The organism is Kineococcus sp. G2 (genome assembly GCF_037154035.1).
In the GTDB taxonomy this organism is placed as follows: Bacteria; Actinomycetota; Actinomycetes; order Actinomycetales; family Kineococcaceae; genus Kineococcus.
This window is the reverse complement of the sequence record NZ_JBBBEM010000003.1, coordinates 1-14,487: the sequence shown is the minus strand read 5'-3', so window position 1 is coordinate 14,487 and position 14,487 is coordinate 1. Positions and strand designations below refer to the sequence as shown.

16 protein-coding genes are annotated in these 14,487 nt (G+C 76.6%); 10 read left to right on the top strand and 6 right to left on the bottom strand.

The annotated features are described in order from the left end of the window. Window positions 1-85: 85 nt before the first annotated feature. Genes V9U69_RS00170 through V9U69_RS00160 form a run of 3 tightly spaced genes read left to right on the top strand, consistent with a single transcriptional unit; the run spans window position 86 to window position 1,984 of the window. The gene (locus V9U69_RS00170; protein ID WP_337059262.1) at window positions 86-346 is read left to right on the top strand and encodes a PqqD family protein; all 261 of its coding nucleotides are present in this window, start codon (window positions 86-88) and stop codon (window positions 344-346) included. 1 nt (window position 347) lies between these two features. Next, on the top strand, window positions 348-794 hold the full coding sequence (locus V9U69_RS00165; RefSeq protein WP_337059261.1) for a lasso peptide biosynthesis protein: 447 nt from the start codon (window positions 348-350) through the stop codon (window positions 792-794). Next, on the top strand, window positions 791-1,984 hold the full coding sequence (locus V9U69_RS00160) for an asparagine synthase-related protein (protein ID WP_337059260.1): 1,194 nt from the start codon (window positions 791-793) through the stop codon (window positions 1,982-1,984). Before V9U69_RS00165 ends, V9U69_RS00160 begins: the two co-directional genes overlap by 4 nt. Here the strand turns inward: V9U69_RS00160 and V9U69_RS00155 are convergent. Beyond that, window positions 1,932-2,927, bottom strand: a complete 996-nt coding sequence (locus tag V9U69_RS00155; RefSeq protein ID WP_337059259.1) for a hypothetical protein — start codon at window positions 2,925-2,927, stop codon at window positions 1,932-1,934. The genes V9U69_RS00160 and V9U69_RS00155 overlap by 53 nt on opposite strands. A 159-nt stretch (window positions 2,928-3,086) precedes the next feature. Here V9U69_RS00155 and V9U69_RS00150 point away from each other — a divergent pair, with 159 nt between their 5' ends. From V9U69_RS00150 to V9U69_RS00140, 3 genes are read left to right on the top strand one after another with little or no spacing between them, the layout of a single operon-like run. Then, the gene (locus V9U69_RS00150) at window positions 3,087-3,227 is read left to right on the top strand and encodes a lasso RiPP family leader peptide-containing protein (protein ID WP_337059258.1); all 141 of its coding nucleotides are present in this window, start codon (window positions 3,087-3,089) and stop codon (window positions 3,225-3,227) included. A 59-nt stretch (window positions 3,228-3,286) separates the two neighbouring features. After that, window positions 3,287-3,448 (top strand): lasso RiPP family leader peptide-containing protein, encoded by a 162-nt coding sequence (locus V9U69_RS00145; protein ID WP_337059257.1) that lies wholly within the window; start codon window positions 3,287-3,289, stop codon window positions 3,446-3,448. A gap of 38 nt (window positions 3,449-3,486) precedes the next feature. Beyond that, a complete protein-coding gene (locus V9U69_RS00140) occupies window positions 3,487-4,629 on the top strand; it encodes a nucleotidyltransferase family protein (RefSeq protein WP_337059256.1) in 1,143 nt (380 codons plus the stop codon). On the opposite strand, the gene V9U69_RS00135 is transcribed toward V9U69_RS00140, so the two are convergent. The 5 genes from V9U69_RS00135 to V9U69_RS00115 form a co-directional block, all read right to left on the bottom strand. After that, window positions 4,611-5,525 carry a glycosyltransferase gene (locus V9U69_RS00135; protein WP_337059255.1) on the bottom strand — a complete coding sequence of 305 codons (915 nt, stop codon included), beginning with the start codon at window positions 5,523-5,525 and terminating at the stop codon, window positions 4,611-4,613. The genes V9U69_RS00140 and V9U69_RS00135 overlap by 19 nt on opposite strands. Beyond that, complete coding sequence (locus tag V9U69_RS00130; RefSeq protein WP_337059254.1) at window positions 5,515-7,095, bottom strand: lipopolysaccharide biosynthesis protein; 1,581 nt, start codon at window positions 7,093-7,095, stop codon at window positions 5,515-5,517. Before V9U69_RS00130 ends, V9U69_RS00135 begins: the two co-directional genes overlap by 11 nt. Next, window positions 7,092-8,150 carry a polysaccharide pyruvyl transferase family protein gene (locus V9U69_RS00125; RefSeq protein WP_337059253.1) on the bottom strand — a complete coding sequence of 353 codons (1,059 nt, stop codon included), beginning with the start codon at window positions 8,148-8,150 and terminating at the stop codon, window positions 7,092-7,094. Before V9U69_RS00125 ends, V9U69_RS00130 begins: the two co-directional genes overlap by 4 nt. Then, a complete protein-coding gene (locus tag V9U69_RS00120) occupies window positions 8,147-9,430 on the bottom strand; it encodes an O-antigen ligase family protein (RefSeq protein WP_337059252.1) in 1,284 nt (427 codons plus the stop codon). Before V9U69_RS00120 ends, V9U69_RS00125 begins: the two co-directional genes overlap by 4 nt. Window positions 9,431-9,540: 110 nt before the next feature. Then, window positions 9,541-10,371 carry a hypothetical protein gene (locus V9U69_RS00115; RefSeq protein ID WP_337059251.1) on the bottom strand — a complete coding sequence of 277 codons (831 nt, stop codon included), beginning with the start codon at window positions 10,369-10,371 and terminating at the stop codon, window positions 9,541-9,543. A gap of 286 nt (window positions 10,372-10,657) precedes the next feature. Between V9U69_RS00115 and V9U69_RS00110 the strand changes: the two genes are divergently transcribed. The 4 genes from V9U69_RS00110 (at window position 10,658) to V9U69_RS00095 (ending at window position 14,387) form a co-directional block, all read left to right on the top strand. Beyond that, a complete protein-coding gene (locus V9U69_RS00110) occupies window positions 10,658-11,557 on the top strand; it encodes a hypothetical protein (protein WP_337059250.1) in 900 nt (299 codons plus the stop codon). A 46-nt stretch (window positions 11,558-11,603) separates the two neighbouring features. Then, window positions 11,604-12,455, top strand: coding sequence for a glycosyltransferase (locus tag V9U69_RS00105; protein WP_337059249.1), 852 nt, complete (start codon window positions 11,604-11,606; stop codon window positions 12,453-12,455). 29 nt (window positions 12,456-12,484) lie between these two features. Further along, the gene (locus V9U69_RS00100) at window positions 12,485-12,943 is read left to right on the top strand and encodes an acyltransferase (protein ID WP_337059248.1); all 459 of its coding nucleotides are present in this window, start codon (window positions 12,485-12,487) and stop codon (window positions 12,941-12,943) included. A 199-nt stretch (window positions 12,944-13,142) separates the two neighbouring features. Then, complete coding sequence (locus tag V9U69_RS00095) at window positions 13,143-14,387, top strand: right-handed parallel beta-helix repeat-containing protein (RefSeq protein ID WP_337059247.1); 1,245 nt, start codon at window positions 13,143-13,145, stop codon at window positions 14,385-14,387. The last annotated feature ends 100 nt before the right edge of the window (window positions 14,388-14,487 follow it).

Genomic DNA, 14,487 nt, shown 5'->3' with positions numbered 1-14,487 from the left:
CATCCATCTTACGACTGGCGCTCCCCCGGGTGCGAGCGTGAGCACGGCCCTACGCTGGGTGCCCACCGTACCCCGAGGAGGAACCGTGGACCGCGTCGCCGTCCGGGCCGATGAGCTCGCCTGGAACGAGGTGGACGACCAGATCGTCGTCCTGGACACCACCACCTCCACGTACCACGCCGTCTCCGGCGCCGGGGTGGCGCTGTGGCCGCTGCTGGTGGAGGGCACGACCCGCGCGGACCTGCTGGAGCGGCTCACCACCGGTTTCGAGGTGCCCCGCGAGCGCGCCGAGGCGGACCTGGACGCCTTCCTGACCTCCTGCGCCCCGCTGCTGCGGGCGGGCTGACGTGAGCGCCGGCAGCCCCGCGCGGGCCGGGGCGCCGCTGCGCGTGCGGGTGCTGCGTGCGCGGCGGCGCACCGCCCGCCGCGCGCGCCTGCTCACCGCGGGCGGGCTGCGCGCCGCCTGGTGGGCGCAGCGGTCGCTGCACCGGGTGCGGACGGACCTGCCCCGCGACGGCCTGCGCACCCGGGTGGCTCCCCCGCCGGACCTGCCCGCACCGGCGCTGGCGGCGGTGGAGGCGGTGCTGCGGCGCCGCGGCGCCACCTGCCTGCAGCGGTGCCTGGTGGTGCAGGCGTGGCTGCTCGCGCACGGCGAGCCGCGCGAGGTGGTGGTGGCGGCCTCGGTCGCCGACGGCTTCGCCGCCCACGCCTGGCTGGACGGGCACGACGCCGACGAGAGCGAGCGCTACCGGGAGCTGACGCGGGTGCCGGCGACCGCACCCGCCGGGCGGTGAGGCCGAGCGCGGCACCGGTGGACCGGCTGACGCCGCTGGAGACCGCGTGGGGCATGCCCTACGGCCGCCAGCTCGGCGTCGCCCCGCTGCCGCGCACGCCCCCGCCGGCCGGGGACGGGACGCGCTCGCCGCTGCGGGCGGCGTTCGAGGCGGCGGTGCTGCCGGCGCTGCGGCGCCCGCCGTGCCTGGTGAGCTTCTCCGGCGGCCGCGACTCCTCCGTGGTGCTGGCCGTGGCGACCTCGCTGGCCCGCCGCGCGGGCCTGGCGGACCCGGTGCCGTTCACGCACCGCTTCCCCGCCGTGCCGGACGCGGACGAGACCTCCTGGCAGGAGCTCGTCGTCGGCGCCCTGGGCCTGCGCGAGTGGCAGCGGCCGCAGTGGTCGGACGAGATGGACGTGCTGGGGCCGGTGGCCCGGGCGGTGCTGCTGCGCGACGGCGTGCTGCCGCCCTTCAACGGGCACCTGCACGAGCCGGTGCTGGCCGCCGCGCGCGGCGGCTCGGTGCTCACCGGCATCGGCGGCGACGAGCTGTTCGCGCCGGTGCGCCGCTACCCCGTGGTGCGGGTGGCCGCCCGGCGCGCTCCGCTGCGCGCGCGGCGGGTGCCGTCGCTGCTGTTCACCGCGGCCGCCCCCGGGCGGGTGCGGGCGCTGCGCACCCGCCGGCACCTGCCGGTGGCGTTCGGCTGGCTGCGCCCCGACGCCGAGCGCCGCCTGCGCGCGGAGCTGGCCCGGGACCGGGCGTCCGAGCCGCTGCGCTGGGACGCCTCGGCGCGCACCTGGGTGTGGCCGGGGCGGATCCTGCAGGTCGCCGCGCGGGCGAAGGAGCGGATGGCGACGGCCCACGACGTGCGCGTGGTCTCGCCGTTCTCCGCGGCGCCGGTGCTGACGGCGGCCGCGGCGACGTGGGGGTGGGCGGGACCGCGCGGGCGCGGGCCGGAGCTGGCCCGGCACTTCGGCGACCTGCTGCCCGCGCAGCTGTTCGCCCGCGAGACCAAGGCGGGTTTCGACGGGGCGTTCTGGGCGGGGCCGGGGGCGCGGTTCGCGCGGCGCTGGCGCGGCGGCGGCGTGGACACCGGCCTGGTCGACCCGGACGCGCTGCGCGCCGAGTGGCTCTCACCGCTGCCGGACCTGCACTCGCTCACCCTGCTGCAGCAGGCGTGGTTGGCCGAGGAGGGGGCGCCGACGCGCTGAGCCGGGTCAGGTGGGCGGCGAGCGCGTCGGCGACGCGCTCGGCGTCCTCCAGGCGGCGCGGCCGCGTCAGCCGCACCGTCGGCAGCGCCAGCAGCCGCAGCAGCCCGACCTGGTCGGCCGGCGGCAGCCGCAGCGCGAGCGCGTCGAGCAGGGCGGGCAGGCGGTGCTGGGCGGGCACGGTGTCCACGGCGGTGCTCTGCCCCCACGCCAGGTGCACGAACCCGCCGAGCTCGACGTCGTCCGGCAGGTCGCCGGCGTCCTGCTCCAGCGCGACCCGCCAGCGGCGCCGGCGGCCCACGACGCCGAGGTCGTCGCCGGCGCCGAAGTGCTCGGCGGAGGGCAGGCGCAGGTCCACGCAGCGCGGGCCGGGCAGCACCCGGGCGCCGTCGAGGACGAGGACGTCGTCGGTGACGGGCACCAGGCCGGCGCGCACCAGCGAGTAGAGGGCGGTGCTCTTGCCGGCGCCGCGCTCCCCCAGCAGCGCCCACGCCCGCCCCCCGGCCACGACCGCGGCGGCGTGCAGGGCCAGGCGCCCCCGCCAGTGGGCGACGGTGACGGCGGTGGAGGCCAGGTGGGGGTGGACGACCTCGGCGTCGCTCAGCGGGTGCGGGGTGGTGAACGTCGTGGTGCGGCTCGCGCGGTCGACGAGGACGCTCCCGCCGCCGGGCACGCCGAGGCGGGCGCGCTCGGCGTCGAGGTGGGCGGTGTGGCCGGCGGCCTCGTCGTGCCCGTCGGGGGGCGGGCCCCCGGTGGGCGGTGCGCCGTCCTGCTCGCCGGGGCCCGCGACGCGGCGGTGCACCCGCCAGGTGGTCTCCCCGCCGCGGGCGGGCCGCAGCAGGTGCGCGGCGCCGGCGAGGTCGGGCAGGGCCAGGCCGTAGGCGGTGGGCGCCGCGGCCGCGGTGGCGGGGTCCGCGGTGGCGGGGGCGTCCGGGTCCCGGTGCACGGGGGAAGCGAACCAGCCCCCTGGTCCGGACGCACCACCGCCCCTACGCCGCGTGGTGCACCGGTCGCGGAAGCAACCGCCACCGGGGGGGGACTTGCAGTAGCCTCGCACTCACTGACAGTTGTTCACTTCTCGTCGGCACGCTCAGGAGGACCCCCGATGGCCGAGCACTACGTCGCCCCGCGCTTGACCACCCTCGGCTCCCTCGCCGAGCTGACGCTGCGCGACAAGGACTTCGGGTTCAAGAGCGACGGCGACTTCCTGTGCGCCGACGGCCAGGACCTCTACACCGTCTCCTGACGGGCGCGAGCCCCCGGCGACGACCCGCACCGACCCGACCCCGGTACCAGGAGGACGACGTGGCCCGACCGTACGAAGCACCCGCCCTGACGACCCTCGGGTCCCTCGCGGACCTGACCCTGGAGACCCCGAAGGACTTCGGCGTCACCAGCGACGGCGACTTCCTCGCCGGCAAGCCGCTCTACACCGTCTCCTGCGACTGCTCCGCCGGCACCCTCTGAGCGTCCCGGCCCCGAACGCCCCGGACGCGGTTGTCCCCGTGGGCTCCCGCCGCGCAGCGCGCGCGGCGGGAGCCTTCGCGCGTGCGGTGCTGGCCGGCGGGGCCGCGGACCCGTCGGGCGTCGACGCGGACGCTCTCACCCTCGTGGCCCGGCACCACCGCGTCGGCCCATCCCTGGACCACCTGCTGGCCGGTGCACCGGACCCGGCGCAGCGCGCGCTGCGCGCCGCCACCCGCCGCGCCGCGCTCGTGCAGGGCGCCCGGCAGCTGACCGTGCAGCTGGACCTGCGCGTGGTCGCCGACGCCCTGGACGGGCTGCCGTGGGCGGTCCTGAAGGGCCCCGCCGTCGCCGCCACCCTGCACGGCGGCGCACCGCGCGAGTTCCACGACCTCGACGTGCTCGTGCACCCGGCCGCGTTCGGCGACGCGCTGCGCGCCCTGGAGGCCCGCGGGGCCCGCGCCATGGACCCCGACTGGGCGGGTGTGCGCGCCGCCCGCGCCGGGGAGATCGCCGTGGCGCTGCCGCACGGCACGTTCCTGGACCTGCACTGGCACCTGGTCAACCGGCCCGGGCGCCGGGCCCGCTTCCGCGTCGACGTGCCCGGGCTGCTGGGGCGCACCCGGCCCGCCGGCCTGCTGGGGACACCGGCACCGGTGCTCGACGCCGACGACCAGCTGCACCACCTGGCGCTGCACGCCTGCCTCAGCGGCGCCTGGCGGCTGCTGTGGTCCTACGACCTGCGCCTGGGCGCGGCGGCGGTGCGCGACTGGGACGTGCTGGTGGAGCGCTGCGCGCGGGCGGGCACCGGGCTGGCCGTGGCGATGGCGCTGGGCCGCGCGCGCGACGTCCTGGGAGCCCCCGTGCCCGGTGCGGTGCTGCGCGCGCTGGCGGGGCGCTCGCCGTGGGCGGTGCTGGGCGCTACCGCCACCGCGGTGCGCCCCCCGCACGCGCTGACCGAGGCCCGCCGCAACGGCGCCGTGCTCTACACCAGCGCCGCCGACGGCACCGCCGCCAGCGCGCGGGAGCTGGTCCGCGCCCTGCGCGCCCGCGTCGCCCCTCCCCGGGCGGAAACCAGTGTTTCCGCCTCGTCTGCGCTGCTCGCAGGGGCGGAAACACTGGTTTCCGCCCGGGAGGGGTACCTGGCGGACGTGCGCGAGGCGGTTCAGGCCCCGCGCAGGTAGCGGCGCCGGCCCTGCTCGCGGCCGTACAGGCGCGCGGCCCGGCACACCCAGCGCCCGCGGCGGCCGGGGCCCTGCAGCACGTGGTAGCAGTGCCGCAGCAGCCAGGTCAGGTCCTCGCGGAAGACCCCCTCGGGGGCCGCCGCACCGTGCTCGCGGTACTGCGCGAGCAGGCGCGCCTCGTTGCGGGCGTAGTCGCGGAACTGCCGCGCGGTGCCCCTCAGGTCCGTGCGGTAGCGGTAGCGCACCACGGCGCCCTCCGCGAGGGCGATCCGGTACCCGGCGAGCTGCACCCGCCAGCTGAAGTCGACGTCGTCGCCGCCGGCGACGTACGACTCGTCCCAGCCGCCCACCGCCAGCGCCACGTCGCGGCGCACGGCCAGGTTGCAGCCCATCGCGAACGGCAGGAACCCGAAGCGGGTCTGCAGCCGCCCCGGGGTGGGCCCGGGCCGCCACTGCCGGCGCACGGCGTCGTTGGGCGTGACCACGTCCATCGTGCCGCCGACGAGGTCGGCGTCGCGGGCGGCCTCGACCAGGGCGCGCAGCCAGCCGGGGACGACGACGTCGTCGGCGTCGCACACGGCGACGAGCTCGCCGCGCGCGGCGCGCAGCCCGGCGTTGCGGGCGTGGCTGACGCCGCGCACCGCGGAGGCGTCCACGCACCGCAGGTCCAGCCCGTACCGCTCGGCCCAGGCGGGCACGCGGTCGGCGAGGCCGTCGGTGCTGCCGTTGTCGGCGAGGACCACCTCGAACGCGCCGTCGTGGTCCTGCGCCGCCAGCGCGGCGAGCTGCTCCTCGACGACGCCGACGACGTTGAAGCAGGGCACGACGACGGACACGTCCACGGGCCGCCCCGGGTGGGGGGCGGGCGCGGGGGCGGTGGTCGGCTCAGCGCTCACGGGTCGTGCCACCTCCGGGGGTCGCGGTGACGTCGGCACCGGGGCCGGCACCGGGGACGGCGCCCGGGGCGGCGCCGACGGCGACGGCGTCCTCGGACGGCGCCTGGACGGGCGGGACGGGGCCACGACGGCGGCGCAGGCCGCGCACGTCGGCGAGCGCGCTGCGCACGACGGGGCGGGCCAGCAGCCACAGCGCCAGGGGGTAGGTCGCGGCGGCCACGGCGAGGGACGCGAGCACCCGGACCCACGCGTCGGCGTCGTCCAGCGCGAGGACGCAGACCTCGATGAGCACCGCCATGACGACGGCGGCGGCGAGCACCCGGAACGCCGTGGCGGAGCTGCGCAGGGGCAGCCCCACGCTGCGGTGCAGCACGACCTGGCGCACGGGGACGACCAGGACCTGCCGCACCAGCTGGCCCACCGCCACCCACAGCAGCCCGTGCGGCAGGAGCACGACGACGACCGCGAGGTGGACGGCGACGATGACGGAGACCATGACGATCTCGGGGCGCAGCTTGCCGACGGCCACGAAGACGGCCCGGTCGAACTGGCTGAACACCCCGAGCACCCCGGAGAGGGCGACGAGCTGGGCGACCTGCGCGGTGACGGCCCACTGCTCGCCCAGCAGCAGCGGCACCAGGTCGGGGCTGGTGACGGCGAGGAACAGCAGGGCGGGGAACATGACGAGCCCCGCGGTGGACATCGCGGTGCCGTAGGCGCGGAACAGGCGCGGGCGGTCGCCCTGGAGCTGGGCGAACGCGGGGGTGGCGACGGTGCTCACCACGGAGCTGCCGGTCTCCCGGATGATCCGCACGAGGCGGTTCGCCAGCGACCAGAAACCCAGGGTGGTGGCGGAAGCGATCGCCGCGATGGCGAACTCCTCACCGCGCGCGCGGGCCTGCCCCAGCAGGTCGACGCTGAGGAGCTTGCCGCCGAAGGCCAGCATCGTGCGCGCCTCGCCCCGGTCGAGGAGGAACCGCGGCCACCAGCGCACCACCGACCAGGTGATGGCGACGTTGACGACGCCGCGCACGAGGTTCTGCGCGACGAGCGCCCACACGCCGGCGCCGAGCAGCGCCAGGGTGATGGCCACGACGGAACCGATGACGGTGGCGACGGTTCCGCGCACCGCGAGGGACTTGAACCGCATGTCGCGGCGCATCAGCGCGGTGGGGACGCTGCCGAGGCCGGTGAGGACCAGGCCCAGGCTCAGCCACCGCAGCACCGGCGCCAGGCCCGGTTCGCCGAACAGGGCGGACACGGGCCCGGCGAGCGCCGCCAGCGCACCGGCGAGGACGCAGGCGAGCAGCAGGCTCGTCCAGAACGCGGTGCTGCGGTGGCGCTCGCGGATGTCGGGGACGCGGATCAGGTACGTCGCCATGCCGCTGTCGCTGAGCAGCTGCAGCACGGCGATGACCGACATGGCCAGGGCGACCAGGCCGAACTCGGTGGGCGTCAGCTGGCGGCTGATGACGATGAACGCGCCGGTCGTGGTGGCGCGCACGAACCACATCTGCGCGGCGCTCCAGAGGACGCCGGAGGCGGCCCGGGCGCGCAGCGAGGACGTCACCGAGGCCCTCCGGGGGGGACGGGGCCGGGTGCGGGGTGCTCGAGCTGGGCGAGCGCTGCGGGGACCTGCGCCCAGGAGGCGGCGAACCGGCTGACGGGGTCGGGCGCGGTCCACGTCTCGTACAGGGCGCGGACCTTGCCGAACCTGTCGTTGACGACGACGTGGGGGATCCCCAGCAGGGTGCTGATGACGTGGCCGTGCAGGCGGTCGGTGACGACCCGCTCCCCCGCCGACAGCATCGAGCACGCCCGGTCCAGGTTCGCGCGCGCCAGCGCACGCATCGCCGTCCGCGCGGCCAGGGCGACCGGGGGTGCCGCGCTGCGCCGCTGCTGGGCGTTCAGCCGGGTGGCGAGGCGCAGCAGCAGCGCGGAGCGCGAGCGCGGTGGTGCGGTGATCCAGTCGAAGGTCTCCTCGAACCCCTCGACCCTCCCGGCCTCGCGGTCGGTGCGCGCCTGCACGGCCAGGGGGCGGGTGGCGGGCCGGCGCGGCAGGGGGCCGAGCGCGAACGCCAGGTCGGGCACGAGGCGGACCTCGCAGTCGTAGTCGCGCACCGCGATCTCGTAGCTGCGCCGGTCGCGCACGAGGAAGGTGAAGCGGCCGTGCTCGCCGACGGCCCGGCGCAGCTGCTCGCGGTGCTCCTCGTCGACGTGCTCGATGGACTGCGGCAGCTGCACCGCGTCGCGGCCCCGGGTGTCGCGCAGGAACCGCAGCCGCAGCTCGTGGTGGGTGGGGTACAGCCCGCCCCACGTGCCGCCCGCCATGGACACCGGCAGGGAGTCGGGGTCGAGCAGCTCCGGGCGGTAGGACCTGCGGTCCAGGACCCGGCGCACCCGCACGCCGCGTTCGGCGGCGGCGGCCTCGAGCCCCAGGTGCAGGGCGGAGTCGCCGCAGTTCAGGTGCATGGGGAAGTCGAGGGCGGTCCAGGACGGGTGCTCGGGCAGCGCCTCGCGCAGGTCGGAGAGCAACCGCCGCCGCAGCGCGGGCACGGTCTCCCCGAGCGCGGCGGTGCCCTCACCGGTGCTCTCGCGCTCCTGGTCCACCGAACGGTCCGTCACGTCCCCGCTCCTTCCGCCCCCGCGACGGCGGGGGGCCTGTCTCGTCGATCGCCGCGCACCTCGCCGGCCCTGGAGGCCAGCACGCCCAGCGCCACCATGAGCACCACGGTCGGCTGCTGGAACGACGTCACGTCGCTGGTCGCCCCGCCCATCGCCACGACCGCCAGGGCTCCCAGCAGGGCGCGGTTCAGGCTGCGCTCGGCGGCGTCGGCGGCCAGGACGCTGCGGTCCCACGCGACGGCGCCACCGACGACGAACAGCGCCGCGAAGAGGAGGACGCCGACGGCGCCGCCACCGATGAGGGCCCCCAGGAACGTGTTGTCCAGGTACACGCCACCGGTCTCGGGCCGGTACACGCCGGCGCCCATGCCCAGCCAGGGCCTCTCCCGGAACATCTCCTCGACCAGCGCGTAGTCGTTGAGCCGGCCGGTGATGCTGTCGTCCTCCTCGGCCCGCAGGAAGATCTCCGTCAGCGAGCGCGTCAGCTCGGGCACGAGCACGAACATCAGCACCGCGCCGGCGGTCCCGGCGACCAGGGCGGCGAGCTTCTGCCCGGCCGGCCACACCGAGACGGAGACGACGACGGCGATGGCCAGGCCCAGGACGGCGGTGCGGGAGACGGCCAGCGGCACGCCCACGAGGATCAGGGCCGTGGCCAGGCCCGACCAGCGGCGGGCGCGGACGGTGGCGGCGTGGCGGGCCAGGTGCAGGGCGATCGGCAGCGCGGCCGTCAGGCCCAGGGAGTACTCGATGGGGTGCTCGCCGGTGCCGCGGGCGCGCAGGAAGTCCAGGCGGCTGACGCTGCCGAGGGTGGGGGTGTTCTCCACCAGCCCGGTGGCGCGCACGAGCGAGGCCCAGCCGGGCAGGCCCGCCCAGGTGGCGGCGGCCACGACGGCGGACACGGCCGCGAGGCCGACGATCCAGCCCAGGATCCGGTCGCGGTCGTCGCGGCGGCGCAGCACGAGCCACAGGTAGATCGCGACACCGCTGGTGCCGAAGGCGCCCAGGAGGGAGCGCAGCGCACCGGCGGACTGCGCGGCGTCCAGCGGGTTCGTCAGGGCCACGCCGTAGCTCCACAGCGCCTCGGCCAGGGACAGGACGAGGACGGCGCCGACGAGGGACCACCGCGGTTCCTGCCGGTCGGCGCGGCGGCGGTGCGCGGCGAGGACGGTGAGCACGGCCAGCACGAGGCAGGCCAGGGAGAACAGCCGGGCGGGGGCGCCGTTGGAGCGCAGCGGCCCGGGCACCACGAAGTTCCCGGGCAGCGTGAACGCGCACACGACGACCGCGATGGGCAGCCAGGAGGTCCGCAGCGGGCGCGGGCGGGACGGGACGCGGTGCAGCGGGTCGGCGACCGCGCGCCCGATCGACGCGGCCGCCGCCGAGGCGCTCAGGAGGACCGGGCGGAGCTGCCCGCCCGCTCCCGGGCCTCCCGCCGGCCGGGCTCGCCGTCGCGCAGGTCGAGCCCGGTGGCGCTCGCACCCCGCTCCGCCCCACCGGGCCGCACCTCGCCGGCGGCGGGTGCGGTCGGCTCGACCGGCTCGGCGGTCCCGGTGCGGGTGACCCGGCGACGACGGCGGCGCGCACCCAGCGCGGACAGCGCCAGGTCGGCGAGCACGATCAGGACGGTCCCGGCGGCCAGCCCGCCCAGCGCGACGGCGCCGGCGGCGCGCGCCCGGTCCGGGTACAGCTCGCGCGGGCCGTCGGTGGGGGTGGACTGGACCACGATGAACAGCCCGTCCGGCGGTGCCTGCACGCGCTGCTGCACCTCCAGCAGCTGCTGGCTCGCCGCCTGCAGGGCGGCGTCGATGACGGCGGGGCCGGCCTCGGGGGTGGAGGTGGTGACCCCCACGTCGAAGTAGGTGCGGCTGCCGGTGTTGCTCGTGGCGTCCCCGGCGGCGAAGGACGCCTCGGGGAAGGCGCCGAGCACGGCCGCCTGCACGGGGGCGGTGTTCAGGGCGGTGGCCACGGTGGCGGCCAGCGTGCTGGCGCCACCGGACAGCGAGAAGGGGTTGCGCGGGCCCGGCTGGGTCCCCGGGGGCGTCTCGCCCTGCGGGGTGGACAGGGCCACGCTGGGGGTCACCAGGAACGTCGCGGTGGTCTCGTACTGCGGCTCCGCCTGGTTCCAGGCGGCGCGCGTGAACCACGCCACGAGGGCGACGACCACGACGGTGAGGTACCAGCGGTGCACGAGCACCCGCATCAGCGATCCGACGGTCATGGACCTCTCCTCGGCCTCGTCGTCCCTCGCGCGCACCGGGGGGTGGTGGCGCGTCCTCGGGGTTCGTCAGGCCGGGCGACACCCGTCCGGCCCTCGGCTGACGACGCAGAGCATTGCACAGTGACCACTGGTAGCAAGAAAACGCCTCGGTGATCACATCCGCGACGCTCGCGCACCCGGGGGCCCCGACCGCGCCCGTATGCTGGCGCCGACACGTCCGCTCGCCCCCCGCCCGGCCGCGGTGTCCTCGACGACGAGCACGCCGGACGATCCCCGAGAGGTACCCGTGCCCCGGCTGCCACGCCCCGCCGCGCTCGCCGCCCTGACCACCGCGCTCCTGCTCACCGGTGCGTGCGCCGGCGGCGAGGAGGAGCGCCCGGACCGCTTCGCCGCGCAGCGCGAGCGCCTGGAGCAGCAGGCCCGGGTCCTGGGCATCCCGACCGGGTTCCCCGGCCCCCACGACACCGGCGTCCCGCTCGGCGAGGAGCTGGAGCCCTCCGGCTCGCTCACGATCACCGAGGACGGCCGGGTCGTCGAGAACCTCGACATCGACGGGTGCGTGTCGATCAAGGCCGACGACGTGGTCCTGCGCAACGTGCGCATCCGCTGCGGGCAGCAGCAGCGCGCGATCGTGATCGAGGGCTCGGACCGGAACCTGCTCGTGGAGGACTCCGAGATCGACGGCCTGGGGAGCACGCTGGTCGCGGTCGGCTGGAGCGACTACACGCTGCGCCGCGTGGAGGTGCACGACGTGGTCGACGGGCCCCGGCTGGGCAGCGACGTGACGGTGGAGGACAGCTGGGTGCACGACATGGTGCGCGTCGGCGACTCCCACAGCGACGCGCTGCAGTCCAACGGCGGCAGCGGCATCGTCGTGCGGGGGAACACCCTGGTGCCGACGGACACCTCCACCGGCGACGTCCTGAACGCCGCGGTGCAGCTGGGCGCCGAGAACGATTCCGGCGAGCTGTCGGACGTGCTGATCGAGGGCAACTACCTCGACGGCGGCAACTACAGCGTGAACGTCCGCGGCGACGAGGGCGTCTCCGGTGTCGTCCTGCGGGACAACGTCTTCGGCGGCGGCGCCCGCTACGGCCCGGTGCTGGCCCCGGACGGGAAGGTGCGGGTGGCGGACAGCAACACGGCCAAGCGCTCCGGGGAGACCGTGCGCGTCGTGGAGCCCTGAGCAGGATCGGGCGGGACGCCGAGGGGTGACTGCTACGGTGCGCTGCGTGAACACGCTGAGGGGGAGCGTGGTCGTCCCCGCGCACGACGAGGGCGCCGTCATCGACCGGTGCCTGCGCGCGCTGCGCCCCGGTGAGGGCGACCTGGAGGTCGTGGTGGTCGCCAACGCCTGCACCGACGACACCGCGGAGCGGGCCCGCGCGCACGGCGCGCGGGTGGTCGAGACCGCCGTGCCGGGCAAGGCGAACGCGCTGGACCTGGGCGACGAGGCGTGCACCGCGTTCCCGCGCGCCTACCTGGACGCCGACGTGTCCGTGGACGGCGACGACCTGCGGCGCGTGCTCGACGTGCTGCGGGAGGGGCCGGCGCTGGCCGCCGCCCCGCGGTTGCGGGTGGACGTCTCCCGCTCCTCCTGGCCGGTGCGCGCCTACTACCGGGTGTGGACGGCGCTGCCGTACGTCACCGACGACCTGATCGGCTCGGGGCTGTACGCCCTGTCCCGCGAGGGCCGGGACCGCTTCGGCCGCTTCCCCGACGCCACGGGCGACGACACCTTCGTGCGCGCCCTGTTCGCCCCGGGCGAGCGGGTGTCGGTGCCCGGCACCACCTTCACGGTGCACCCCCCGCGCACCCTGGGGGCGCTGGTGGCGATCAAGACCCGCGCCCGCTTCAGCGTCGCCGAGCACGTCGCCTCCGCGGCCCCCGCGGTCGCCGGGGGCGGACCGCGCCCGGCCTCCGCGGCGCGCCGGCTGGCCCGGCGGCCGGGGCTGTGGCCGTCGCTGCCCGTCTACGCCGCGGTGGGGCTGCTGACGCGGCTGCGGGCCCGGCGGCGCCTGAGCGCGGGCGCCCCGGTCGCCTGGGACCGCGACACCACCTCCCGCACCGCCCCCGCCGCCTGACGGCCGACCACCCGAGGAGAGATCCCCCGATGCCGAGGTCGCTCAACCGGCTGCGCTGGCTGCGCAAGGGGATCGTGGGGGTCAAGCGGGCGGTCAACGTGCGCGTGTGGGGCATGGACATCCACCCCACGGCCACGTTCAGCCTGTCCGCCCGCTTCGACCGCACCCACCCGCAGGGCATCCACATCGGCGAGCGCAGCTACGTGGCGCTGGAGGCGATCGTCCTCGCGCACGACATGACGCGGGCGAAGAAGACCCACACCCGCATCGGCCGGCACTGCTTCATCGGCGCCGGCAGCATCGTGCTGCCTGGAGTCACGATCGGCGACGGCTCGATCGTGGCGGCCGGGGCAGTGGTCACCAAGGACGTACCGCCGGGTTCGATCGTGGCCGGTTCCCCGGCCCGCGTGATCCGCAGCGACGTCGTCGTGGGGCCCTACGGCAGGCTCGTGCGCACCGAGCACCCCTCCGTGGCGCCGCAGGTCTGACCCGGCCGCCCCGGCACGGCACCCGTCCGGGGGTGGCCGCGGCCCACCCCCTCCCCCGCGGACACGCACCGTGACCGTTCGGCCGGGGAACGACCCCGTTCGCCTCACACGATGAGGGGATGGCGCTGACACCCGCGCCGACCCGATGTCTGGAGGGACACCTCGTCCCGACAGACACCGGAAAGCGGAGGCTCCCCCCGTGCCCAGCACGAAGCGCACCTGGAAGGCCGTCCTGGCCGCCGTGGGCACGTCCCTCGTGCTGGCCACCGGCGGCGCCGTCCCCGCTCACGCGGCCAGCAACGCGCCGTGGATCGCCTACTCGGGGACCAGCGTCAACAACGCCCGCGTGCCCGCCACCACCGTGGCCCTGACCACGCGCTCGCCGAAGGCGTTCGACACCCTGACCTACGTCGTGGCGGGCAGGGCCGTCAGCACCACCGTGGCCGCCACCCCTCCCGCCACCGCGAACGGCGACTGGACCGCCACCGCGGACGTGGACCTGTCGTCCTTCTCCGGGCGCATCAGCCTCACCGCGCGGATGGTCAGGGGCACCACCAGCAGCAGCGTCGCGAAGACGCTGCGCGTGGTGGACCCGGCCGGGTCCCTCGGCTCCGGCGGCACGGCGTCCGGTGGCACGGCGTCCGGCGGCGCGGTGAGCGTGCAGCGCCCCACCCGCGCGGTGCGCGCGCAGGTCACCGACGGCCGCCCCGGCCCCCTCACCACGGGCCTGCGCGGGCGGGGCACGCAGCGCACCCTCACCGGCGACCAGACCATCACCCGGGACGGCACCGTGCTGGACGGGGTGCGCATCGTGGGGTGCGTCGTCGTCGACGCGGACGACGTCGTGATCCGCAACAGCGAGGTCGTGTGCCGGAAGAAGGGCCGCCAGGTGGCGGTGAAGGTCGCCGAGGGCAGGCGGAACCTGCTGATCGAGGACAGCGAGATCGACGCCACCGGGGCCGACGTGGGCATCGGCTGGGGCCGCTACACGCTGCGCCGCGTGAACCTGCACGGTTCCGCCGACGGTGCCCGCTTCGGGCACGACGTCGTCATCGAGGACAGCTGGATCCACGACATGACCCGTCAGGACGGGCTGCACAGCGACGCCGTGCAGACCACCTCGGGTTCGAACGTCGTCATCCGCGGCAACGTGCTGGACCCGTCCGACGGCCGCGACCCGCTGAACGCGGCGCTCATGGTCGGCACTGAGCTGGGCACGAGGAAGCTGTTGAACGTGCTGGTCGAGGGCAACCGCCTCGGCGGCGGCTCGTACACGGTGAACGTGCGCGGCGACGCGAACATCACCGGCCTGGTGATCCGGGGCAACACGTTCGAGGACAACAGCCGCTACGGGGCGATGATCCTGCCGGACGGCAAGGACATCACCCTGGTGGGCAACGTCCTGGGGTGGACCGGCGAGGAGGTCACCGGCGACCGCTGGTGACGGCGCGAGCCCGCTCCCCGCACCGGGGAGGGGCTCGCGCCGGGGCGGTCCGTCAGCGGCGGACGAGCCGGTTCCGGAACTGCCGGCCCGTCCTGCGCAG